This window comes from Calothrix sp. NIES-2098 (assembly GCF_963875125.1).
In the GTDB taxonomy this organism is placed as follows: Bacteria; Cyanobacteriota; Cyanobacteriia; order Cyanobacteriales; family Nostocaceae; genus Aulosira.
In genome coordinates, this window is the sequence record NZ_CAWNKJ010000001.1 from 8,377,675 (window position 1) to 8,400,376 (window position 22,702).

General features: G+C 40.8%; 17 protein-coding genes. 10 read left to right on the forward strand and 7 right to left on the reverse strand.

Annotated features, from left to right (window positions below):
• The first annotated feature begins 256 nt into the window (after nt 1–256).
• From AACU33_RS35290 to AACU33_RS35300, 3 genes are read left to right on the forward strand one after another with little or no spacing between them, the layout of a single operon-like run.
• Complete coding sequence (locus tag AACU33_RS35290; protein ID WP_096594885.1) at nt 257–721, forward strand: ankyrin repeat domain-containing protein; 465 nt, start codon at nt 257–259, stop codon at nt 719–721.
• Entirely contained in the window at nt 708–1,994 is a 1,287-nt protein-coding gene (locus tag AACU33_RS35295; RefSeq protein ID WP_096594886.1) for a nitroreductase family protein, read from the forward strand. Before AACU33_RS35290 ends, AACU33_RS35295 begins: the two co-directional genes overlap by 14 nt.
• Nucleotides 1,995–2,011: 17 nt before the next feature.
• Nucleotides 2,012–2,386, forward strand: a complete 375-nt coding sequence (locus tag AACU33_RS35300; protein ID WP_096594887.1) for a hypothetical protein — start codon at nt 2,012–2,014, stop codon at nt 2,384–2,386.
• A 20-nt stretch (nt 2,387–2,406) separates the two neighbouring features.
• Here the strand turns inward: AACU33_RS35300 and AACU33_RS35305 are convergent, their stop codons facing one another.
• The 3 genes from AACU33_RS35305 to AACU33_RS35315 all read right to left on the reverse strand — a co-directional run bounded on the left by AACU33_RS35305 (nt 2,407) and on the right by AACU33_RS35315 (nt 3,981).
• Complete coding sequence (locus tag AACU33_RS35305; RefSeq protein WP_096594888.1) at nt 2,407–2,877, reverse strand: hydrogenase maturation protease; 471 nt, start codon at nt 2,875–2,877, stop codon at nt 2,407–2,409.
• A 15-nt stretch (nt 2,878–2,892) separates the two neighbouring features.
• The gene (locus AACU33_RS35310) at nt 2,893–3,366 is read right to left on the reverse strand and encodes an NC domain-containing protein (protein WP_096594889.1); all 474 of its coding nucleotides are present in this window, start codon (nt 3,364–3,366) and stop codon (nt 2,893–2,895) included.
• 192 nt (nt 3,367–3,558) lie between these two features.
• Nucleotides 3,559–3,981 carry a hypothetical protein gene (locus AACU33_RS35315; RefSeq protein WP_096594890.1) on the reverse strand — a complete coding sequence of 141 codons (423 nt, stop codon included), beginning with the start codon at nt 3,979–3,981 and terminating at the stop codon, nt 3,559–3,561.
• 992 nt (nt 3,982–4,973) lie between these two features.
• On the opposite strand from AACU33_RS35315, the gene AACU33_RS35320 reads away from it, so the two are divergent.
• The 3 genes from AACU33_RS35320 to AACU33_RS35330 all read left to right on the forward strand — a co-directional run bounded on the left by AACU33_RS35320 (nt 4,974) and on the right by AACU33_RS35330 (nt 9,077).
• Nucleotides 4,974–6,848: a sensor histidine kinase gene (locus AACU33_RS35320; protein WP_339376458.1), complete on the forward strand. Its 1,875-nt coding sequence runs from the start codon at nt 4,974–4,976 to the stop codon at nt 6,846–6,848.
• 350 nt (nt 6,849–7,198) lie between these two features.
• Nucleotides 7,199–7,429, forward strand: coding sequence for a hypothetical protein (locus AACU33_RS35325; RefSeq protein WP_096594892.1), 231 nt, complete (start codon nt 7,199–7,201; stop codon nt 7,427–7,429).
• 22 nt (nt 7,430–7,451) lie between these two features.
• Nucleotides 7,452–9,077, forward strand: a complete 1,626-nt coding sequence (locus tag AACU33_RS35330; RefSeq protein ID WP_096594893.1) for a tetratricopeptide repeat protein — start codon at nt 7,452–7,454, stop codon at nt 9,075–9,077.
• A 67-nt stretch (nt 9,078–9,144) separates the two neighbouring features.
• Here the strand turns inward: AACU33_RS35330 and rpiA are convergent, their stop codons facing one another.
• Nucleotides 9,145–9,855 carry a ribose-5-phosphate isomerase RpiA gene (gene rpiA / locus AACU33_RS35335; protein ID WP_096595499.1) on the reverse strand — a complete coding sequence of 237 codons (711 nt, stop codon included), beginning with the start codon at nt 9,853–9,855 and terminating at the stop codon, nt 9,145–9,147.
• Nucleotides 9,856–10,124: 269 nt separating this feature from the next.
• Between rpiA and AACU33_RS35340 the strand changes: the two genes are divergently transcribed.
• From AACU33_RS35340 to AACU33_RS35355, 4 genes are all read left to right on the forward strand, one after another.
• Complete coding sequence (locus tag AACU33_RS35340) at nt 10,125–10,805, forward strand: S-layer homology domain-containing protein (RefSeq protein WP_096594894.1); 681 nt, start codon at nt 10,125–10,127, stop codon at nt 10,803–10,805.
• A 505-nt stretch (nt 10,806–11,310) separates the two neighbouring features.
• Nucleotides 11,311–13,218 carry a 1-deoxy-D-xylulose-5-phosphate synthase gene (gene dxs / locus AACU33_RS35345; protein ID WP_096594895.1) on the forward strand — a complete coding sequence of 636 codons (1,908 nt, stop codon included), beginning with the start codon at nt 11,311–11,313 and terminating at the stop codon, nt 13,216–13,218.
• A gap of 178 nt (nt 13,219–13,396) precedes the next feature.
• On the forward strand, nt 13,397–17,044 hold the full coding sequence (locus AACU33_RS35350; RefSeq protein WP_096595500.1) for a two-partner secretion domain-containing protein: 3,648 nt from the start codon (nt 13,397–13,399) through the stop codon (nt 17,042–17,044).
• A 201-nt stretch (nt 17,045–17,245) separates the two neighbouring features.
• The gene (locus AACU33_RS35355; protein ID WP_096594896.1) at nt 17,246–18,733 is read left to right on the forward strand and encodes a protein kinase domain-containing protein; all 1,488 of its coding nucleotides are present in this window, start codon (nt 17,246–17,248) and stop codon (nt 18,731–18,733) included.
• Nucleotides 18,734–18,798: 65 nt separating this feature from the next.
• Here the strand turns inward: AACU33_RS35355 and AACU33_RS35360 are convergent, their stop codons facing one another.
• The 3 genes from AACU33_RS35360 to AACU33_RS35370 form a co-directional block, all read right to left on the reverse strand.
• Nucleotides 18,799–19,983, reverse strand: coding sequence for an aspartate aminotransferase (locus AACU33_RS35360; RefSeq protein ID WP_096594897.1), 1,185 nt, complete (start codon nt 19,981–19,983; stop codon nt 18,799–18,801).
• Entirely contained in the window at nt 19,980–21,170 is a 1,191-nt protein-coding gene (locus tag AACU33_RS35365) for an iron-containing alcohol dehydrogenase family protein (RefSeq protein ID WP_096594898.1), read from the reverse strand. The genes AACU33_RS35360 and AACU33_RS35365 overlap by 4 nt, the downstream gene beginning before the upstream one ends.
• Nucleotides 21,171–21,826: 656 nt before the next feature.
• Nucleotides 21,827–22,348 (reverse strand): Ycf51 family protein, encoded by a 522-nt coding sequence (locus tag AACU33_RS35370; RefSeq protein ID WP_096594899.1) that lies wholly within the window; start codon nt 22,346–22,348, stop codon nt 21,827–21,829.
• Nucleotides 22,349–22,702 lie beyond the last annotated feature (354 nt).

The following is a 22,702-nucleotide window of genomic DNA, read 5'->3' on the forward strand; positions in this document are numbered from 1 at the left end:
AATAGGAAGTATTTGCTGTTAATTGTTCTTGTTTAACAGTTACCATACATTCCTCATAGTTTAATGGGTCTCATAGCATTTCTGTAACATGGTGGGTAATGCCCACCATTACCTTTTCTAAGAATTGCTATAGTCATCTTGTTTGGATTGGGAATTTTTCTTTAGGGTTATCCTTTGTCATTTGTAAGAAACTACAAATGATAGGGATTGGTATGTTGATTATTTGTTTACAGATCTATCCATAGACAGGATGTTTATGAGTTCAAGAAATCAGCAAAATCTCAGCAAAACCACAAGCCAATGGTTGCGCGATAAAGGTTACAATCTCGATGACTTAAATCAGCCTGGTGAGAATGGCGATACGGCTTTGATGAAAGCTACTAGAGAAGGAATTTACGCGGTAGTTAAAGAACTAATTGCTTTAGGCGCAGATATCAATATCAGAAACAATGATGGTAATAATGCTCTCTGGTTTGCTTGTTTTGGCAACTACTTCGATTTAATGAATTTGTTGCTTGCTGCCAACATCAATATTGATAACCAAAATGATAACGGGGCTACTGTTTTGATGTATGCAGCATCAGCGGGAAAGACAGAAGTAGTTAAATTGTTGTTACAACATCATCCTAACATAAATTTAAAAAACTTAGACGATTTTAAAGCTATAGATTTTGCTAGCAATATAGAAGTCTTAAGGATACTCAAAAATGCCTCCAAGTAAGCTATCAGAGCTAGATTATCATCAAGCAACAAAGCATTCTTACTTATCGGTACAGATCGATCCAAATTATGTGGATGCGTCAACTCAACCATCTGTATTTAAAGTTTATCCAAAGTTTTATAGAAGAGTGAAATTAAATCTCAATAATCCCGTTCACTCATTTATCAGCTTAACCAGTACTATAACTCTGGAAAAGATGTATAAGGATGGTTTGCAGAAACTGCGTGTAAATCCATCTGCGGGCGCGTTGTATCCGACAGAAGTTTATGTACAGATTCGCGATATCGAGGGAATAGTCAACGGGATATATCATTTAGAAGTTGAGAATAATTGTCTAACTCTGATTTATGAATTAATTGATGATGGCTTAGAGAGCTATATTATACCGGGCAAAAGTATAAATGGATTCATTTTTTTAATTAGTTGTGTTTATTATAGGTCTAGCTGGAAATACAAAGACAGGAGCTTGAGATATTGTTGGCTAGATAGCGGACACCATTTAGGTGCAATTGCTGCTTCAGCCTATATTCACGACCAAGAGATACAACTTATTTTTGATTTTGATAAACTCGCTCTCAATGCAGCTTTAGGGTTTGAGAATAAAGAGTTTATTACGGCTTGTGCGATTTCTGGAGAAGTGCAAGAAAAGAAAATCAGACATTTAAGGTTGCAAGTCCCTTTTGTCTGTGGCACTGATTATTTTGAAGCCAATGAATTTGTAGAATCAGGCTATCAAAAAACATCGCTCCAGAAAAGTCGCCAACAAAAATTACTCCATCCCCAGTTTAACTTTGACAAGGATAAATTTTTCCAGACTGTTTGGATGAGGCGCTCAAGTAGACGTTTTTATAAACAGTCCATTTCTCAAGAAAATTATTGGCGGATATTGCAACATCTTGCGCAGCCGATACCAACAGAGAATTTTGAGGAGATAGAAATTTACTCCGTTATTCATCAAGTTAGGGGAATAACTCCAGGTTTATATAAGGGAAAGCATCTAATTAAGGCGGGCAATTTTAGCGAAAAAACAGGTTACTTGTGCATTAATCAAGCAATTGCAAAAGACAGCGCTGTAACTTTATTTTTTGTGTCCGACTATATAAATTATCAAACGGCTATGCAAATAGCTGGCTTTTTAGGGCAAAGAGTGTATCTTGTTAGCAATTTTTGGGGCATCCATTGTAGTGCAATTGGTGCTTTCTATGATGATGAAACTCAAGAATTCTTACAAACTAATAAAGATGTTCTCTATGCAATGGCAATTGGCGTATAAGTGAGGAAAAAAAGAAGATGGCTAAAGAAATTTACTCTCCAGAAGATGATTCGCATCCAATGCAACTGACTTCAGCAGATATTATCCTGCGTCAGCAACTAGAATATTCTATTAGCAGGTACTTTTATGAAGCCTGCGATCGCACTATCCAAAGTCTGTTATCTAGCTGTCGTTGGTATTTCACCACCCACTCCAGTGTAATGGTGCTAGTTATCGAATGTCCCGATCCTGTTACCAACTGGCGCGTCTTACAAAAAATTGTCCCAATGGCGACAATACTCAACCCCATTGTCAGCAGCGCCAAAATCCGCGTCTGTCCCCCAGAAAGCCAAGGTATACCTTTTGAAATGAGAGTAGATGAACTTGCTGTTTATCGTGACTTAGCTGGGTAGAGAAATTTTCTGATTACGAATTACTCATTATTCTGTCTGATAGTTGCAGCTACCTCTTCAAAAACCAGATCGGCAGAATGTTTAACCGCAGGACTTAACTCCAATCCTAAATCAAGATTTGCTGCTTCAATGAGGTAAACTGTCACCTCTTCGGGAAAGTCATTTTGAAAGATTTTCCGTCCAGCGGCTAAAGCATTATCCCAGCGAAAATCATGCAAGTTATAACTAGGTTCCGGTAAAGCTTCCAATTCTTTACCTGGAACCTTAAAAACTGCACCTGGCTCTGAACCAGTCGAACTTGCATCAATAATAATTAATTGTTTACTACCTCTAGCTTGAAACATTACTTCCATCCCTGCGGTTCCACAGTCATACACTCGCACATTGGGATGGGGATTTTGGGCTAGATATTGTTGTAGGCGTTGGGCAACAATTACACCTACAGCATCATCACTGCGATTGAGATTACCACAACCAATAATAGTTAGCATTTGTTGATTAATTCGTTATAATAACCCAGCATCGCGACGTGACCAAAAATCATCTCGCGCAGCTTGCTCTTCAAGAAGTTTAGCCTGTTTTACCTTATCTAAGTTTGCCTGAAAATTATCTACAATAGCCTTTTCAATTTCCAAATATTTTATGCTACGAACAGTATGGACTGGCTGAACTAGGGATACTAAAGCAGCACCAAATTTTGTTACTATAATTTCTTCAGTCTGACCCGAATATTGTTTGCCAATCTTGATGTACCAAGCAAACATTTCACAGTTATTAGAATGTATATTGTACTCACCAAATACATTAGTGTATTCATGAACACGTTTTAGCTCTTCTTCTGTTAATTTAATTGTTCCTTTCCATTCAACTCCACTAGGCCCCCAGCCAACAGAGTTATTAAAATCGCCATCCTGGCTGAGGTAATAGTGACGAGCAACTCCTAATGTACAATCAATAGGTATGCTATAAATACTAACCATACATTCAGTACTAATAATTACATGATAATGATATTTTAACCAACTTAAGTATCAGTATTATATAGAAATATTACTTAATTTTTGAACAAATTTTGTACACTTGAAATTTAAATATAGTTATCAAGTTGCCCGACTTCTTAAAGAAATCGGGTATCTAACTTTTTACAAACTAGAGCTAGTATTACTTATAAACTAAAACTCTACACCATGTTTTTTGGCAATTTGAATTAGTTTCTCACACTGTTTTTGTGCGGCTTCTAGTAATAAAGCATCTGCTTTTTCTGAAGTACTACCATCTTTAGGAATTAAGTACTTAACATAAAGTGAGACAAAATCAACTAAAGCCGCTACGCCAGATAAAGCGTGTTTATCTGCTTCTTTACCCGCGATCGCAGCTACTAAACCTGCTTTAATTGGGTCTGGTTTGACTTTCATAAACTGGTCAATCAGTTTGGGAATGTAGTCTTGTGGTGGTAAGTTATTTAACTTACTTGTATCTGGAGCAAAATCAATTCCTGCTGTTTTCGCCTGCTCTAAAACGCACCATTCTGTAAATTCTTGGAGTGCGGTTTCAGGAAGGCGAGGGAGATATCTATATAGTGCAATATCAGACACAAGCTTACCTTGTAAATTTCAGTTTTTTGAAGTGCATTAAAGCAAGCCTAACTCAATGTTTCTAGAAGTTTTAGTGTGATAGGCTACGACTATTGAATAAATAGTTAGTCTGATAGGCTGCAAATAAAAAATACTCATGAATTGAGCGATCGCATGGTTTCAAATACACTTTCAGATAATTCCGAACAAAAATTGAATAAAAATTGAGCAGAAATTGGACTGTTATTAACCAATATGCTTCGGTAAGCTCTAAGCAGTATGAAGTTATAGAGAAGAGAGGTTTGTTGCTGAGGTTGTCAAGAGTTCAAGTTCAATTTTAACGTTTGAATCTCTCAACCAGTTATATATCTGTCAGTTGCGTAAGTCTTGAGCGTGTTTCTAATTTGACCGACAAACAGAAAGATACTGCCATTATTAATTTATGGAGATAAAAAAGTGAAACAAAATTAATTCAGAGCCAGCAAATTCATCCTTGAGATTATTAATTTTAATTTCCTCCAAAGAGGGGTTGACTCGTTTATCGGGGGATAAAAATATGACAACCACTAATGATGAAACAATAGACTTTGATGAGTTGCAAGACTATCTATTGAATTATCTAAAAGATATAGTTGCGTTTCAGGCGTATATTAACCGTTCACAAGCTGCTAGACGCATGGTTAATATACATTGAAGCGATAATTACTGGAAAATAAGGCTGTCTTGCTGACTTGTTGATTGAGACAATCGCAAGTTGTCAACTTCTCTATGCAGCGATCGCATCTAGCAAGTACTTGAGTCGGACATAAATTAAACACGTCAATTAACACTATGCCTAATTAAGTAACAAATATTTACATCGCTATACTTAAAGCGTTGTTTAATAATAGTATTAAGCTACTAATCATTGCATTCAGCAACAATCAATAAATAATATAATCGCAAAAATCAGGAAAACGATCTGTTGGAAGTGATGCAATTATGTAGCTTGTCACCATTTTATATTGCAGTGGGTGAATACCGTGGTAGGTGAGAATCACATAGATCTATCAATAGCCCGCGAGCAAATGCTGCAACACATCCTTCAAATTGAAGATTTGGCAGCAATGCAAGAACGGAAACGCATTGCTCGCGATATCCATGATTCCTTAGGAAATGCCCTGACATCTCTGAATATTCAGTTGCAAACTGCTCACAAGCTTTGGAGTCTCGACCCCACGCTAGCGGAAAAGTTTTTAGCAGAAGCCCAACGTCTAGGTGCGATCGCAATTCAAGAAGTTCGCCAATCTGTCAGCAATATGCGAGAGATTGTGCCTCTAGAGCAGTCGTTAACAGTTCTGATCGATTCTTTAGTACAAAATTTTCATCAAGTTACAGGGATCTTACCTTCTACCAAAATTAACTTACCTGCGTCTTTGTCTACCGAGGTAGTCAAAACTCTTTACAGAATTATTCAAGAATCATTGACAAATATCTGTAAATATGCAAGGGCTACAAAAGTTGACATCAATCTCTATCATACCTCCGATAATTTATGCCTGATTATCAAAGACAACGGCAAAGGATTCCAACTGTCGCAAAAAAAAGCTGGGTTTGGACTCCAAGGGATGCAAGAACGGGTGTTAGCCTTAAAAGGTAATTTTAAGATTGAAACAGAACCTGGATATGGCTGTCGCATCATTGTTAATTTACCCTTGGAAAAGCAAGAAACTTGGGAGCAAGCCACACCAGAAGAAGATAGTAGTTTAGAAAATACTGGTACAATTCCACCTACAAATACTGCTGTCAGAGAATTTGATTTAGAAAATACTGATACAGTTTTCCCTGACGAGACTTTAGCAACAGGATTTAGCTTTTCAAATTCAGATATCACTATACTTGAAAACACTTCAACTACAGAATTCAGTTCAGAAAACGCTGACCCGATTGCGCCTGAAGAGAATTCTGCAATAGATTTTAATTTAGGAAATGACGATATAACGCCACTCGAAGAAATTTCTGCAATAACGTTTAATTTAAAATTAATTGACACAACTTTAATGCAGAATAATGCAGCACGAGATTTTAATTTAAAATTACTTGAAAAACTTCCATTAGCAGAGGCGACAGAGCCAAATTTTAATTTAAAATTACTTGAGACTCTTCCTCTGGCAGAGACAACAGCAGAAGATTCTAGTTTAAATGTACTCGATTCAAGTCCAGTTGCAGAGACGAAAGCAGAAGATTCTAATTTAGATTTACTCGATCCAACTCCACTGGCAAAGACTAATCGCCAAAGCTTTGAACTGGACGAAAAAGCCACCTTTCCCTCTCAAGAAACAATTCTCGAAACACATAGCAATTCAGATATAATAATTGATAATGACTTTATTAGTAAATTTGGGCATAATTTGGCTGAATTAATCGGGCCAATAGCTTTTTTCCTAGTGCAGAAAGTGTTGCAATCGTCTCCTGCAATTTCTCCGCTGCAACTTATAAAAACAGTAGCATTAGAAATTACCGACCCTAAAAAAGCAATATCAGCTTTCACTTATCAGGAATTGATAGATAAATTATCCGTCCAGCTTGCGCCTGCTAAACAAACTCCTCTTAAGCAGCAACCAAGCTTTCACAAAAGCGAATCTTTGAGTAAACCTCAAGTTAAATTAACATCAGAGAATTTACTTATTAGTTCTCAGCGTACAAACGATGAAGCTATCTCTGAAACTTTTATACGTCAATGTCAGCTAGATTTAGCAGAATTGATTGGTCCAATGGCTACTTTTATAGTTCAAAAAACTGTCAAATCTTCCCAAACAATTTCTCGCGCCGAATTAATAAAAAAGTTAGCAGCAGAAATTCCCGATCCTGTCCAAGCCTCCCAATTTAAACAGCGTCTACTTTCTTAAATTCTGAAATTATCTGATTTTTCTGGAGACAATAAGTTCGTATTTCTTAAATCTTGGGAATGTTTCCGTAGTGGGTAAGGGTTTAGCAATGTAAAACTCTACGAAAAATCTATCTGTATATTTCACTCAACTTAAGTGGACTGAGGCTATTAGCCCAAAACTTCACTTCTGGGTGGAGTGACTGTCAACACAATACTTTAGCTGCAATCTGTAAGAGTTTCTATCCAATAGTTTCTTCAAAAAGATTTACATAAAATCAGCTTAAAATCTAGCGACTCAAATCAGAAAACTATAAGATTCCCTATGAAGTCTCTTAAATAAAGCCGATTTTTCAATTTCAGGGGGTACTTATGCCAGAAAACTATCACAATTACTTAATCAATGACTCTGTTCACCTCGCACAATCTACTAAAGACTCTGTATATATTAATACTTTTATTTGGTTTGATATCATTATTATTCATCTCCTCTTATTTGTAGCATTTAATGCTTATAAGAAATATCGTGCTACTGTACTACGCCATAAAGTAGCCACATTAGAGAAATTGTGGCATTTAGAAGCAGATAAGAAAAAAGCTTAAAAACTAGCTAGGAATTTGAACAATGAAATACTTATTTGTAATTTGGCTACTTATATTCAGCTTAGTTTTTCCGGGCAACGCTCTAGCTCAAATACAACAGCCTTATACTTTAATATCTGGACTGGGAACGCATCACCATCCAGTTTCTACCCAAAATCCACAAGCGCAAAAGTTTTTCGATCAAGGGTTAAATTTGATTTACGCCTTTAACCACGATGAAGCGGCGCGTTCTTTTAAATATGCGGCGGAACTCGATCCACAATTAGCTATGGCATATTGGGGTATTGCTTTAGCTCTTGGCCCTAATATTAACCTGGATGTAGATAGCGATCGCGAACAAGCAGCCTATGCAGCAATTCAGCAAGCTGTGGCTTTATCTAAACACGCATCTCAACAGGAACAAGACTACATTAACGCTCTAGCAAAGCGTTACTCTAACAACTCCCACGCCTATTTGTACAAGCTAGCCGTTGATTATAAAAACGCAATGGCAGATTTAGTCAAGCGTTATCCCCAAGACTTAGATGCCAAAACGCTATACGCCGAAAGCTTAATGGATTTGCACCCTTGGCAACTCTGGACTAAAGATGGCAAACCAGGGGAAGATACTGAAGAGATTTTAGCTGTTTTAGAATCAGTACTCAAAAGCGAACCGAACCATCCGGGAGCCAACCACTACTATATTCATGCAGTAGAAGCCTCCCTAACTCCAGAACGCGCCCTAGAAAGTGCCAAGCGGCTAGAAACTTTAGTACCAGCAGCTGGACATCTGGTACATATGCCTTCCCATATTTATTTTCGTGTGGGAGATTATACAGGAGCAATGCGTTCAAATGCGCTAGCGATCGCTCAAGATGAAGCTTATATCCAAAAAAATCACGTGCAGGGTTTTTACCCGTTAATGTACTATAGCCACAACGTACATTTCTTAGCTGTAGCCGCAGCTATGGCAGGTAAGTATCAAGAGGCTATCCAAGCAGCAGATAAATTAGTTACAAATGCCACTCCTTTTGCCTCTGAAGTACCAATGATTGAAGGCTATCTCGGTACTAAACTCCTGATTCAGACGCGCTTTAGCGACTGGGATAATATACTTAAATCTACTGTGCCCGACGATAAATTAGTTACTACTAAAGCACTATGGTATTTTGCGCATGGTATGGCTAATGCTGCCAAAGGTAACATTGAAGATGCCGCAAGCGATCGCGCTGCCCTGCTAAACGCCCAAAACACCATTCCGGCTAATGCAACAATTGGTATGAGTCCTGCTAGCAGTATCTTAGATATTGCCAGCAATTTGTTAGACGGCAAAATTGCCAAAGCCAAGCAGGACTATGATTCTGCGATTAAATTACTAGAAACAGCAGTAGCAAAAGAAGACGCCCTCAACTACATGGAACCACCAGATTGGTACATACCCACAAGGGAAGCATTAGGTGGCGTGCTGTTAGCCAAGGGAGATTACGCAGCCGCAGAAAAAGTATTTCGTGCAGATTTGCAAAAATATCCTTTGAATGGGCGTTCTTTATTTGGTTTGCAAGCCAGTTTGCAAGCGCTGGGCAAAGATAACGATGCTAAACTCGTGCAAGCTCAATTCGTCAAAGCGTGGAAGAATAACGGTACACAGTTATTAGTAGAGAATTTTTGAGATTGGGGAATGAGGTATTGGTTATTCCTTGCCTTCCTTCCCTCATCCCCAATTCCTAGCCGTTCATCTAAAATTGCCTAACAACAGGTTGACCGTCTTTAACTTCGCCAACTAAAACTAAATCGACGCAGTTGACGAAAATACCATTTTCTAAAACACCAGGAATGTTATTCAGTGTTTTTTCTAGGTTTACGGGGTCGTCAATAGAGTCAAATCTCACATCTAAAACGAAGTTACCTTGGTCGGTGATCACTGGGCCAGCCTTTTTTACACCCATACGGAGTTCTGGTTTACCACCAAGTTTTTTAATGGCATCAGTCACAGGAGTAATGGCCATTGGTATGACTTCCACAGGTACAGCAAAACTAGAACCCAAACGGTCTACTAACTTCCCGCTATCTACTACAACGATGAACTGATTTGCCAAGTAATCAACAACTTTCTCGCGAGTGTGGGCTGCACCACCGCCTTTAATCAAATTCTTCTGGGGATCGACCTCATCAGCCCCATCAATGGCAATATCAATGTGGTCAATAGCGTCTAAGGTAGTGAGAGGAACGCCGTATTGCTTTGCTAAAACTTCTGATTGAAATGAAGTAGGAACACCTACAATATCTTTGAGTTCACCAGACTGGAGGCGTTCTCCGAGAAACTGAATTGTGTACGCCGTGGTTGAACCCGTACCCAACCCGACAATCGAACCTGATTTGACTAAAGCGGCGGCGGCTTTACCAACTTCTTGCTTCATCAACTTCACGGGGTCTGCTGCTACGGTCATTCCCAAAAATGCTCCATAAAACTTATCTAGAATGAACATAACCCAAAGTTACATACATTTTGCGCTTTACTTGCCGCGTTAAGGTGGGATAACGAGGGCAAGAAGGACCAGGAAGACAGGGGAAACAAGGAGGACAACTATATGACCGTTGACAAATGACCAATGGCAATATAGCAACATTGTTAAGTGTAAATTCGTCATGAGATAGTAGATTTAACAACGGTGACGTTGTTTTTTTATCGCGTTTGTGGCTGCAATCGGTTATAATTATGCGTCAGTTTATTGGTACTTTATCCCTAGTAGTTTTGCTACAAAATTTACCAGCAATTCATCTGTTACAAGTGGCAGAAGCAGCTTCTAGCCAGCAATCTGAAGCAATTCAACAAGTAGTTAATGCCAAATGGATGACAAATTCTACCGATGGGAATTTTTATCCAGAAAGACTAATTAATCGAGCAGAATTAGCTGCAATTATGGTGAAAGTATTTCGATTGGATAAACGCCAAGCTGTAAGCAAAGAAAATTTAGCAATTCCAGATGTACCCTCTTCTCATTGGGCATTTAATGATATTCAAATAGCTTTAAAGACCGATATCATGAAAGGTTATCGGGGTAATTTGTTTTTCCCGAACCAAAAGGTGACAAAAGCAGAAGCCTTGGCAATTTTTGCCCAAGCTTATGGTGTGTTTCAGTTTCCTGAAGAAACTGTCAAGGAAATTCTCGCTTCCCATCCCGATGCAACTTCGATTCCATCTTGGGCTAGACAAGCGATCGCCACAGTAATTTCCGAAGGCTTTATTAATACAGATGCTCAAGGAAATATCTTTCCATTACGTCCCATGACTCGTGGTGATATGGCTGATGTGTTGAGTAAATATTTGCAACGACAACAAAAACAACCAGATACACCAGAAGTTCCCAAAGTTCCAGATAGCCCACAATCACCATAGAACTGATTTCGAGAATCAAACTGGATATGAACATCGACCGAATTTACGTGATGTTTTACCTAAACTCCTGTAGAGACCTTCCCGCACGGTCTCTACATTTAATTAATGTTAAAAATGTCTTTTTTATATAAAAATTTCTTTTAGCTCTTATACATGAAGAGGAGGAAAACTAATCTATTTTTTACTAATTGTTACCAAGTCTAGATAGAAAATAATTAAACTTGTAATTTTACGATGGACTCAGAAATAAAATCTCAATATATTGCCAATTTTTTAAAATATTTTTATTACATTTTGTTACATTAATAGAGGTAAGTCAAACCAAATTCTCTTGGGAAAAGAGTTGACTTATTCATTAATGCAAAAATCAGTAGTTAAACATACCAAATGACTCAATTTCCCTGTAAAAGTACAACTTACTTCAACTAAAGTTCTGTAAGCAACATTACCGTGGGAAAATCAGAGAATATTCAGAAGTAGAGATTAGAGAGGAAAACCCTATAATATGCATCTGAGCGAAATCACCCATCCCAATCAGTTGCACGGTTTATCGATTCGGCAGCTGCAACAAATTGCCCGTCAAATCAGAGATAAGCACCTACAAACGGTAGCAGCAACTGGGGGACACCTGGGGCCAGGTTTGGGTGTTGTAGAGTTAACTTTAGGGCTTTACCAGACACTGGACTTAGATCGGGATAAAGTTATTTGGGATGTAGGACACCAAGCTTATCCCCATAAACTAATTACAGGTCGCTACAGCAACTTCCACACCCTCAGGCAAAAAGACGGAATTGCTGGTTATCTCAAGCGGTGTGAAAGCAAATTCGATCACTTTGGTGCCGGACACGCTTCCACCAGTATTTCCGCAGCTTTGGGTATGGCTTTAGCCCGCGATATGAAAGGGGAAAAATTTAAAGCCGTTGCTGTCATTGGTGATGGTGCTTTAACGGGCGGTATGGCTTTAGAAGCTATTAACCATGCAGGACACTTGCCCAAAACTAACCTGTTGGTTGTTCTCAACGACAACGAGATGTCCATCTCGCCGAACGTAGGCGCAATTCCCCGCTATCTCAACAAAATGCGCCTCAGCCCACCCGTACAGTTCATTAAAGATAATTTTGAGGAACAATTTAAGCATATTCCCTTTGTTGGCGAATCTCTATCTCCCGAACTCGGACGCATCAAGGAAGGGATGAAGCGTTTAGCTGTTCCCAAAGTTGGTGCGGTTTTTGAAGAATTGGGCTTTACCTACATCGGGCCAGTAGATGGGCATAATTTAGAAGAATTAATTGCTACCTTCCAACAAGCACATCAAATACCAGGGCCAGTTTTAGTACACGTAGCAACAGTCAAAGGCAAAGGTTATGAACTTGCCGAACAAGATCAAGTAGGCTACCACGCCCAAAATCCCTTTAATCTCACAACTGGCAAAGCTATTCCTTCTAGCAAGCCTAAACCCCCAGCTTATGCTAAAGTCTTTGCTCACACTTTAGTTAAACTTGCCGAACAAAATCCCAAAATTATTGGGATTACTGCGGCGATGGCTACAGGGACAGGCTTAGATAAACTACAAGCAAAACTGCCCAATCAATATATAGATGTCGGTATTGCCGAACAGCACGCTGTCACTCTAGCAGCTGGACTTGCTAGTGAAGGTATGCGTCCCGTCGCCGCTATCTACTCTACCTTCCTACAACGTGCTTACGACCAGATCGTTCACGATGTCTGCATTCAAAACCTACCTGTATTCTTCTGCTTAGATAGGGCAGGAATTGTGGGTGCTGATGGCCCTACCCATCAAGGTATGTATGACATCGCCTATCTGCGTTGTATTCCGAATATGGTGTTGATGGCACCTAAAGACGAAGCCGAACTCCAACGCATGATCGTTACTGGCGTTAACTATACCAAAGGCGCGATCGCTATGCGCTTCCCTCGTGGTAACGGTCATGGTGTACCGCTGATGGAAGAAGGCTGGGAACCTTTAGAAATCGGCAAAGGTGAAATTCTCCGCACTGGCGATGATGTGTTAATAGTCGGCTACGGTACGATGGTCTACCCAAGTATGCAAGCTGCGGAAATTCTCAGCGAACATGGAATTCAAGCCACTGTCATCAATGCGCGATTCGCTAAACCTTTAGATACGGAATTGATTTTACCTTTAGCTAAGAAAATTGGGCGCGTCGTCACCTTAGAAGAAGGCTGCGTCATGGGTGGCTTTGGTTCTGCGGTAGCCGAAGCTTTACTTGATGCCGATGTTGTCGTTCCAGTCAAGCGCATCGGTGTGCCAGATATCTTAGTCGATCACGCGACACCAGATGAATCTAAGGCAGCACTCGGTTTAACTAGTCGTCAAATAGCAGAAAGAGTTTTGGAAGCTTTCTTTCAAAAGCAGCTATCTGCTGTTAGTTAGCTAATTGTTCGGAAATAATTAATGAGAAATACACTCTACAGTTAGCTGTGGGGTGTATTTTTTCACATACAGATATCTGACTTTTATTTTTGATCTGTTGCATATGTTTAGCCCAACCAGAAATAGTGATATATGTAATTCATAGATGGCGTATCTACCATCTCTTCATTTAATTGTGATGCCTAAGATCGACAGTTTATTTCAAAAATTTTTTATACCTTCACTTTTGCTACTTGCCAATACACCAGTTGAGGCTCAAATTACTCCCGATCAAACCCTTGGTGTAGAGGCTTCTAAAATTACACCAAATATTTTAATTAATGGTGCAAATGCAGATTTAATTAATGGTGGCGCTCAACGTGGCGGCAATCTTTTTCATAGTTTTACTGAGTTTAATATTAATAATAGACAACGTGTATATTTTGACAATCCCTCAGGTATACAGAATATTTTGACACGGGTGACTGGTGGGAATAGCTCGAATATTTTAGGAACTTTGGGTGTCAATGGAAATGCAAATTTATTTTTAATCAATCCCAATGGCATTGTGTTTGGTCAAAATGCCAGTTTAGATGTGCGTGGTTCATTTGTGGGAACGACAGCAAACGGTGTGCAGTTTGGAAATCAGGGAGTTTTTAGTGCGACAAATCCCCAAGCACCGCCATTGTTGACAGTAAATCCTTCAGCGTTGTTGTTTAATCGGGTTAGTCAAAATGCCGCAATTCAAAGTAATTCTGTTGCACCAGCAGGGATAGATCCAGTAGGTTTTGATGCTTTTGGTTTAAGAGTTGCTGATGGTAAGAGTTTATTACTAGTCGGTGGTAATGTCACCATTGATGCTGGAGAATTAAATGCTTTTGGTGGGAGAGTTGAGTTAGGAGGATTGGCAGAACCCGGAAATGTCAATCTTCTGTTTGACGGCGACAATCTCAGCTTGCAATTTCCAGAAAATGTGGCTCGTGCAGATGTATCGCTTACCAATCAATCATTGGTGTTTGTACAAGCTGCTGGTGGTGGCGATATTGCCATCAATGCTCGTAATTTAGAGATTTTAGGATCGAGTGGGTTTTCTGCGGGAATTGGGATTAATTTAGGTACACCAGAAACTGTTGCAGGAGATATTACTCTCAATGCTACAGGAGAAATCAAAATTGCCGATGCTGGAAGCGGAATTTTCAACTTAGTCAGACGAGGCGCACAAGGTAGTGGGGGTAACATTACCATTAATTCTGCTTCTTTTTCACTCAGCGATCGCGCTCAACTTACTACCTTGACTCTGGGGCAGGGAAATGCGGGTAATATTACGATTGATTCTGGTGACATATTACTCAGCGATTTTGCTCAAATGGCTGCCGTAACTTTGGGACAGGGGAATGCAGGGAATGTGACGCTGCGTGCAAAAAATGCGATTTCCCTAGCTGGTGCTAACGTCTTTAGTACAGTGGAAGCAGGAGGTGTAGGTAAAGGTGGCAACATCGACGTTAATGCAGCAACCTTATCTCTGACTAATGGCTCCCAACTTTTAACAATAACTCGTGGTGCAACTGCTACCCGACCAGCAGGAATAGGAGATGCTGGCAATGTAAATGTGAAAGTGACTGGCAATGTTGATATTGCTGGCAGGGTAGGCGGTTTTGGCAGTGGGATTTTCAGTGATGCGGATGTAGGAACAGTAGGCAATGGCGGTAACATTACCATTGATGCTGGTTCCTTTTCTCTAAGAGATGGCGCTTTTCTTCAAGCCACAACTAGCGGACAGGGGAATGCGGGGAATGTAAGGCTACGTGTAAAAGATGGAATTTTCCTTGCTGATTCCAACATCCTCAGTACAGTGGAAGCAGGAGGTGTGGGTAACGGTGGCAATATCGACATCAATGCAGCCAGCTTATCAATTACTGATAGCACTCAAGTACTAACCATTACAAGAAAACCATCTGATACCTTACCCGCAGCTCAAGGAAATGCTGGCAATGTGAATGTAAAAGTAACTGGCGCTGTGGAGATTGCTGGAGAGAAAGACGGTTCTGCTAGTGGAATTTTCAGTGCGTTGGAAACGGGAACAGTAGGTAAGGGAGGTAACATTTTTATTGATGCGGCTTCCTTATTAATGCGAGATGGCGGCCAACTGGAAGCCTCAACTTATGGCGAAGGAATTGCGGGGAATGTGATTGTGAATGTCAAAGATGCGGTTTCCCTGACTGGTAGTGCTGACATCCTCAGCACAGTAGAAGCTGGAGGTGTGGGAAAGGGTGGCACAATCGACATTAATGCTGCAAGCTTGTCGATTGCTGAGGGTTCCCAGATCCTAACTATTATTAATCAAGCATATCGCGGTCAACCACCAGGAAGAGGCGAGGCTGGCAATGTGAATGTGAAAGTGACTGGCGGTGTGGATATTGCTGGCCAGAAAGACGATATTGTAAGTGGAATTGTCAGCTACATCAACACAGGAACAGTTGGCAAGGGAGGTAACATTTTTATTGATGCTGCTTCCTTAACATTAAGCGATCGCGGTCAACTTTCAGCCTCAACTTTGGGGCAGGGAAATGCCGGAAATGTCACACTGCAAATCAAAGATGCGGTTTCCCTGACTGGTGGTGCTTATATCCTCAGCACCGTAGACGCCGGAGGTGTAGGTAACGGTGGTAACATCGACATTAATGCCGCCAGCCTATCAGTTACTGATGCGGCTCAAATACTAACTGTTACTCTAAGTGCATTAGGAGATTTACCAGCCGGCAGGGGAGATGCTGGCAATGTTAACGTCAAAGTGAGTGGTGCTGTTGATATTGCTGGAGCAAGAAACACTTTTGCTAGTGGGATTTTCAGTACGGTGGATAAAGGAACAGTCGGTAATGGAGGTGACATTATTATTGATTCTGGTTCCTTATCATTACGAGATGGCGGTCAACTTGCAGCCTCAACTTTGGGGCAGGGGAATGCTGGTAAGATCGCAGTTAATGCTGCTGATTTTGTCACAATTTCTGGTAAGAGTTCTAACTTTAATAGTGGGTTGTATGTTAACTCCGAAAGCACAACGGGTACTGCTGGAGATATGATTGTCAACTCACCCAAAATTACTTTAGATAACCAAGGTACACTCAAAGCCGAATCTGTTTCAGGTAATGGTGGTAGCATCAACGTCAATAGCGATTTACTCTTACTGCGTCGTGGCGCTCAAATCTCTACTAACGCTGGTACCGAGCAAAAAGGTGGCGATGGGGGTAACATCAATATCAACTCAACATTCATCGTTGCTGCACCTAACGAAAATAGCGACATCACAGCTAATGCCTTCTCTGGTGTAGGTGGCAATATTAACATTCGTACTCAGAGTATTTTCGGTATTGAAGCGCGTCCCAAACCATCAGAACAAACAAATGATATTACTGCGAGTTCTGAATTAGGCGTACAAGGACAAATCGCCATTACACAACCAGAAGTTCAACCGACACAAGGACTAATCGAACTACCTACCGAACTGATTGATGCTAGCCAGCAAATTGCCCAAATCTGTCCCAGAAGCCCCAATGCCAAACCTTTAGGCAAATTTATCGTTACCGGACGCGGTAGTTTACCACCTAGCCCTCTGGAATTCATGATGGGTACAAGCATTCATCTACCTCTAGCGACTTTGGAGGAGCAAACAGCTACATTGATAGATTACGTAGTGCCCGTAAGTAACGATGCAACTCCGGAGATGATCGAAGCGCAAGGTATGGTCAAAACTGCTAATGGTGAAATAGCTTTGGTTGCTAATGCACCTCAAGCTACACCAACATCTCGCCTTGCTGCTAGTGTATGTCCTGTTTCTAGCCAGAATTAAGCGTTTACACACTCAATAAAATTCGGGTGATGAAGATTGTTGATTTCAACCAGATTGAGTTTGTTATTGCTGTATAGTAAAGTACCATCGAATATTATAGGTGCGTTAGCCTACGGCATAACACACCCTACGTCCTATTACGAATTACGTAGACGCACGAAGTGTGCCTACCCGCAGGGTATTACGAATCATAAATTAAGAATGAACCTGTTGAACGATCGCTATCAAGTTATTCGCACATTGGGTGCTGGTGGGTTTGGTGAAACCTTTCTAGCAGAGGATAGCTATATGCCCTCGAAGCGCCGTTGTGTGGTTAAACAGTTAAGGCCGATTCAAAACAATCCCCAGATTTACCAGTTGGTAAAAGACAGATTTGAACGGGAAGCGGCAATTTTAGAAACACTCGGCGGTGGAAGCGACCAAATTCCGGCTTTGTACGCTTACTTTGAAGCAGACGGGCAATTTTATCTGGTTCAAGAGTGGGTTGAAGGCGATACCTTAACAGTGAAACTGCAACAAGGGTTATTTAGCGAAATTGCTGTCCAAGAATTATTAGTCAATTTATTACCTGTTCTAGAATACGTCCACGGTAAGTATATTGTTCACCGCGATATTAAACCAGATAACATCATTTTGCGGCATCGTGACGGCAAACCCGTACTGATTGATTTTGGTGCAGTACGCGAATCTATGGGAACGGTGATGAATTCTCAGGGTAATCCTACCAGCTCGATTGTGATTGGGACACCGGGATTTATGCCCAGCGAACAAGCCGCAGGTAGACCAGTTTATTCTAGCGATCTATATAGTTTGGGAATGACAGCAATTTATTTGCTGACTGGAAGACAACCTCAGCAAATAGAAACAGATCCGCAGACAGCTGAGATTATGTGGCGACAATATGCTAGTCATATTAGTCCGATGATGGCAGATATACTTGATAGCGCGATCGCTTATCATCCACGCGATCGCTATCCTACAGCTAGAGCCATGCTGGATGCTTTGCAGAGCATAGCAAATCTAGTAAATCCCATTCCGCCGACGCAACCATTCGTCAATCAATCGCCTGTGGTATCTATACCATCACCGCCTACTATTCCTGTAACTCCTCCACCTATTAATCAAAATACTAATCGCAACGGTTTTGTCATCGGTAGCTTAATAGCAGGCGGATTAATTGGTGCGTCTGTAATTATTAGTCAAGTTTTAAAACCTTCGCAACCGATAGCACAAACAACTCCAACACCTACAGAAACATCGTCACCTACAACGTCCCAAATTCCCGAAACTCCAGTTAGTTCACCGTCTCCCATACAACAAGAGACTTCTATACCTCAAGCCAGCGTCACTCCGACATTTTCAAATTCTACAAATACATACACAACACCATCTGAAAATCCCACCGCCAACAATTATTCTTGGCTGTCTCAACGACTTGTAACAGATGAAGATTTAGCAGGTAAAGATGGTTATGAATTAGATATCATGCGAAATTGGATATTTGCTATTCATGGTCGTCAGTTTGATACTCCTGGCTTACAAGATTACTTTAATAATCAACCTTGGTATCAGCCTATATATTCGCCAAAAAAATTTCCTAATAAATTACTAACATCATTAGAACAGCGAAATGTGGATTATATTGCCCAATATCAAGACCGTTATAACTTGAGATATTTTAAGAAATAAACATTATTGCGGACTACAAAATGGGAAAGATGCGATCGCGTCTTTCCCATCAGCTATAAAATTAGCTATGAGTAATGAATTCCAGCTTGTTTAAACCTGTGCAAAACTTCACTCAAGCGATCGCAATCGGCAATTAAACTAATCCTGACATAGCCTTCGCCTGCAACACCAAAAGCATTACCGGGAGTTACTACAACACCAGTTTGTTGCAAGACATCAAGGGCAAAATCTGTAGAACCAACGCCCGTAGGACATTTCACCCAGAGATACATTGTTGCCTTAGTTTTGGGAATATCCCAACCCAACTTTCCTAACCCTTCAATTAGGAAATCGCGGCGAGTTCGGTAGCGCTGTTGGACTTCATGCAAATAGACATCTGGCAGTTGCAATGCAGTTTCGGCTGCGGTTTGCAAGGCAGCAAAAATGCCATAGTCCAAGTTAGTTTTCAGGGTGCGTAAACCTTGAATGACATGGCGGTTCCCCACCACAAACCCCACACGCCAACCAGCCATATTGTAGGTTTTAGATAAGGTGTGAAACTCTACACCAATTTCTTTGGCACCGGGAATTTCTAATAAGCTAGTTGGTTGATAACCATCAAAAGCTAACTCGGCATAACACAAGTCATGCACTAACAGAATTTCATATTTGCGGGCAAAGGCGACGATTTCTTCAAAGAATTCGCGAGGAGCAGTGGCAGCTGTTGGATTGCTGGGATAGTTGAAGTAGAGAATTTTGGCTTTTTCGGCAACCTCGTCGGGAATCGCGGCTAAATCTATTAACCAGTCGTTCTCTGGTTTGAGAATCAAGCTGTAAACTTGTCCGCCAGCAATTACCGGGCCGCGAAAATGGACGGGATAAGCAGGAGAGGGTATCAGAACTAGATCGCCAGGGTTAATGTAGGCGATCGCTAAATGGGCTAATCCTTCTTTAGAACCCATTAACGGTAAGGCTTCGCTATCCGGATCGAGGGTGACACCGTAGCGGCGATTATACCAATTAGTGATGGCGCGGCGGAAACTAGCAGTCCCTTCAAAGGGCGGATAACCATGATTTGCCGGATTTTGCAAGGCTTGTATTGCCGCTTCTACCACCGGTTGTGGTGTTGCGCCATCAGGGTTTCCCATCCCCAAATCAATCAAATCCAGCCCTTGTTCTCTTGCCTTGGCCTTGAGTTCATCGAGACGGGCAAATACATAAGGTGGTAGTTTCTGTATACGTTCTGCTGGGACAATCCAATCCAAACTCATTCCTCAACCTCGTCACTTACTCCCATGACTGAGACGCGATTTACCGTGTCTCGACTATCTACTGGTGCAGTGGTAGAAACCATCGCCGCCATTAACTGTTCCAGCGCCACTTTAAACGGTAGTCGATGGATATCTGAAGTTGGAACTAGCGCTACTTCCGCTGCTGTTTGCAGTTCAGCTAAGGTAATTTTTCCCAATCCCAAATCAGTTAATTTTTGTGGCAATCCAATCTCTGCATAGAATTTCAACAATTGTTGCCGTGCTGCTGCTGCTAGCTGATTGCCTTGTACCATCTCTTCTAAACGCAGTTGCACTAAAATTCCATAGGCAACTTTTTCACCGTGAATACTGCCATGTCCGGCAATATGAGTTAAACCATTATGCACGGCGTGGGCGGCAACGGTACGACACTGCGCGCCTCCGATCCCGCCAACTACTCCAGCCATTAAAACTGTGGCGTCTACGACTTCTCGCCAAATTTCACTACCTGGTTCGTTGAGGGCGGTGGCTGATTTTTGCAATAAAATATCGCGTAAAACTCGTGCTTGTTGAACGGCACCAATAATTAAAGTTTGTTGTGAGTGGCCGCTACTTACCGAAGCTTCATACCATTTAGCGATCGCGTCGCCAATACCTGCTACTAAAGTATGCTGTGGCGCAGTTTGAATCAAGTCGTAATCAAGTATGAGTAAATCGGGGCAGCGTGATAATGCCACATCATAAAGAAACGCCCCTGCTTCAGAATACACATTAGACAGGGCAGACCAAGCTGCACAGGTAGCGGCTGAGGTGGGAATTGTCACCACTGGCAATTGCAACTGATGGGCGACTAACTTAGCTGTATCTAGGGCTTTACCGCCACCTACACCGATAATTAAATCGGCTTTATGTTCTTTGGCTGCCTTGCGTAAAGATTTCAGGCTGGCTTCACAGCAATCTGCACCATAAGAAGCTTGGGCGATATGTAAATGTTGTTGTTCTAAAAATGGTTGTAAACTCTCTTGGGTAATAGCAAGAGTGCGATCGCCTGCCACAATTAAGGGGCGACTTCCCAAACTAGCAATCTCTGCTGCTGCCGATTGTAAGATACTGGAACCACGAATTACTTTTGCTGGCGCGATCGTCAGCGTCAAGAATGAATTAGATGTTTGAGTAGACAAGGTTTGAGTGGAAGATTGATTGGGCATATAATAACTAGTTTGCCAAAACCTTGATATTTCTTAATCAAATTAACAATGCAAATAAAAATTCTGTTAAATAGTCAAGTGAAAATCACGCAGCCTTTGACAAACCGATAGATTGGTCTGAAAAAATCGCTTAACTCTCTAGCGCCCATTAGCCTAAAGTTCCGAACTACCAAAGTTTTGAATAATCATATAACTAATTAACAATACCACTCCCAGATACTTAGGAAAAGGCTTTGGTCGTGTGGGTTAAAGGCTAAGGAAGAACCAATGATTTTTCCTGCCACTATTACCGATTACCAACAGGCTGATTAACTCGTTCTCATTAGTGGAATCGCTAAATTTATATCTTAATCTAAAAAAAATATTTATTGTATACTGAAATACAAAAAAATCCTTGTTTTACTGGTAACAGATAAACCAGATTTTGCTTCCTAGAATATACTTAGTAAATGAGGCAGTATCAACTTGGTAAAAATCTCATCCCACAAAACAAATATTTATTCTCAGAGCTAGTAATAAAAATTTAATTTAATGATGTAAACAATACATAGAGGTTAAATAGAGAGAAAAGTAGAAAGGGTAGAGTCAAGGATCAAGGGTCAACAGTCAAAAGTTATTAGTTGTTTCTCCCTCATCCCCCCTGACCCCCTTGCCTCCTAAGCAGTAGGTTTTGGTAATTGCGCGAATTTTTCAGGATATATTTCCACTGCCATCTCCGGATCTTCGCGCTGAGTTAAGGTGCGCTTGATCTGACCCAAGTATAGTGGCACAGAAGTCCCTGGTTCTGGGTGAATCAGAGTACGCGCACGAATCGTTAGATCGTTATCATTACGGGAACCTAAGCGTCCATAAGAATAAAGATTGCTAGCTGCTTGACGTAAAGTAGCTTCTAATTCTGAAGGGGTAATCTGCGGTGAGGTAGCAATTACTGTTTGTGTCGAACCATTGTCATAAACGAGAGTGTACCGCACTGCACCCGGAATCACAGTGCGACTCAAAGGTACTATGGAAAGTGCAAATAAACCACCCGTAAGCACCAACATAAAGCCAGTCGTACCCACCAGCCGAAAGCGGATGCCCCATTTAAGAAAAAAAGCCAGGACTGTTAAAGCGGCAAATACCAGCGTGGCAATACCTGACCATTGGGTGTATTGAAGGAAGTCAGCTGTTGTGAGCATAAGGTTGGCTACTGAGGCATGATTTTTTAATTACAGACAAAACCATTCTACCTAGTGCTTACACCCTAACAGGCAGCTTCCCTGCTTAACTGGCTTAAATTGCGCTCGCCAAAGTCTCAATTTTTTTAATTGACAAAAGCTTTTCGCAGATAATTATGTATTACTTTAACTACTTAGTACTTAAGTATATTAATATGGTCGAGTAAAAATTCGCACGATTTTTACCGTAACTTACAGATAGTTTGTGTAGTATATAAGCATCAGTATTTTTCAGAACAATTTTCCCAGTAGCAAATATTTGACCGCCAAACCCTTGAAAATACAAGGGTTATCAGATGCTTGGTGCCAAAATAC

What these genes read in the sequence shown, in the direction of transcription:
- AACU33_RS35290 (WP_096594885.1), top strand. Translation starts at nt 257, where the DNA reads ATGAGTTCAAGAAATCAGCAAAATCTCAGCAAAACCACAAGCCAATGG.
- AACU33_RS35295 (WP_096594886.1), top strand. Translation starts at nt 708, where the DNA reads ATGCCTCCAAGTAAGCTATCAGAGCTAGATTATCATCAAGCAACAAAG.
- AACU33_RS35300 (WP_096594887.1), top strand. Translation starts at nt 2,012, where the DNA reads ATGGCTAAAGAAATTTACTCTCCAGAAGATGATTCGCATCCAATGCAA.
- AACU33_RS35305 (WP_096594888.1), bottom strand. Translation starts at nt 2,877, where the DNA reads ATGCTAACTATTATTGGTTGTGGTAATCTCAATCGCAGTGATGATGCT.
- AACU33_RS35310 (WP_096594889.1), bottom strand. Translation starts at nt 3,366, where the DNA reads ATGGTTAGTATTTATAGCATACCTATTGATTGTACATTAGGAGTTGCT.
- AACU33_RS35325 (WP_096594892.1), top strand. Translation starts at nt 7,199, where the DNA reads ATGCCAGAAAACTATCACAATTACTTAATCAATGACTCTGTTCACCTC.
- AACU33_RS35330 (WP_096594893.1), top strand. Translation starts at nt 7,452, where the DNA reads ATGAAATACTTATTTGTAATTTGGCTACTTATATTCAGCTTAGTTTTT.
- rpiA (WP_096595499.1), bottom strand. Translation starts at nt 9,855, where the DNA reads ATGACCGTAGCAGCAGACCCCGTGAAGTTGATGAAGCAAGAAGTTGGT.
- AACU33_RS35340 (WP_096594894.1), top strand. Translation starts at nt 10,125, where the DNA reads ATGCGTCAGTTTATTGGTACTTTATCCCTAGTAGTTTTGCTACAAAAT.
- dxs (WP_096594895.1), top strand. Translation starts at nt 11,311, where the DNA reads ATGCATCTGAGCGAAATCACCCATCCCAATCAGTTGCACGGTTTATCG.
- AACU33_RS35350 (WP_096595500.1), top strand. Translation starts at nt 13,397, where the DNA reads ATGCCTAAGATCGACAGTTTATTTCAAAAATTTTTTATACCTTCACTT.
- AACU33_RS35355 (WP_096594896.1), top strand. Translation starts at nt 17,246, where the DNA reads ATGAACCTGTTGAACGATCGCTATCAAGTTATTCGCACATTGGGTGCT.
- AACU33_RS35360 (WP_096594897.1), bottom strand. Translation starts at nt 19,983, where the DNA reads ATGAGTTTGGATTGGATTGTCCCAGCAGAACGTATACAGAAACTACCA.
- AACU33_RS35365 (WP_096594898.1), bottom strand. Translation starts at nt 21,170, where the DNA reads ATGCCCAATCAATCTTCCACTCAAACCTTGTCTACTCAAACATCTAAT.
- AACU33_RS35370 (WP_096594899.1), bottom strand. Translation starts at nt 22,348, where the DNA reads ATGCTCACAACAGCTGACTTCCTTCAATACACCCAATGGTCAGGTATT.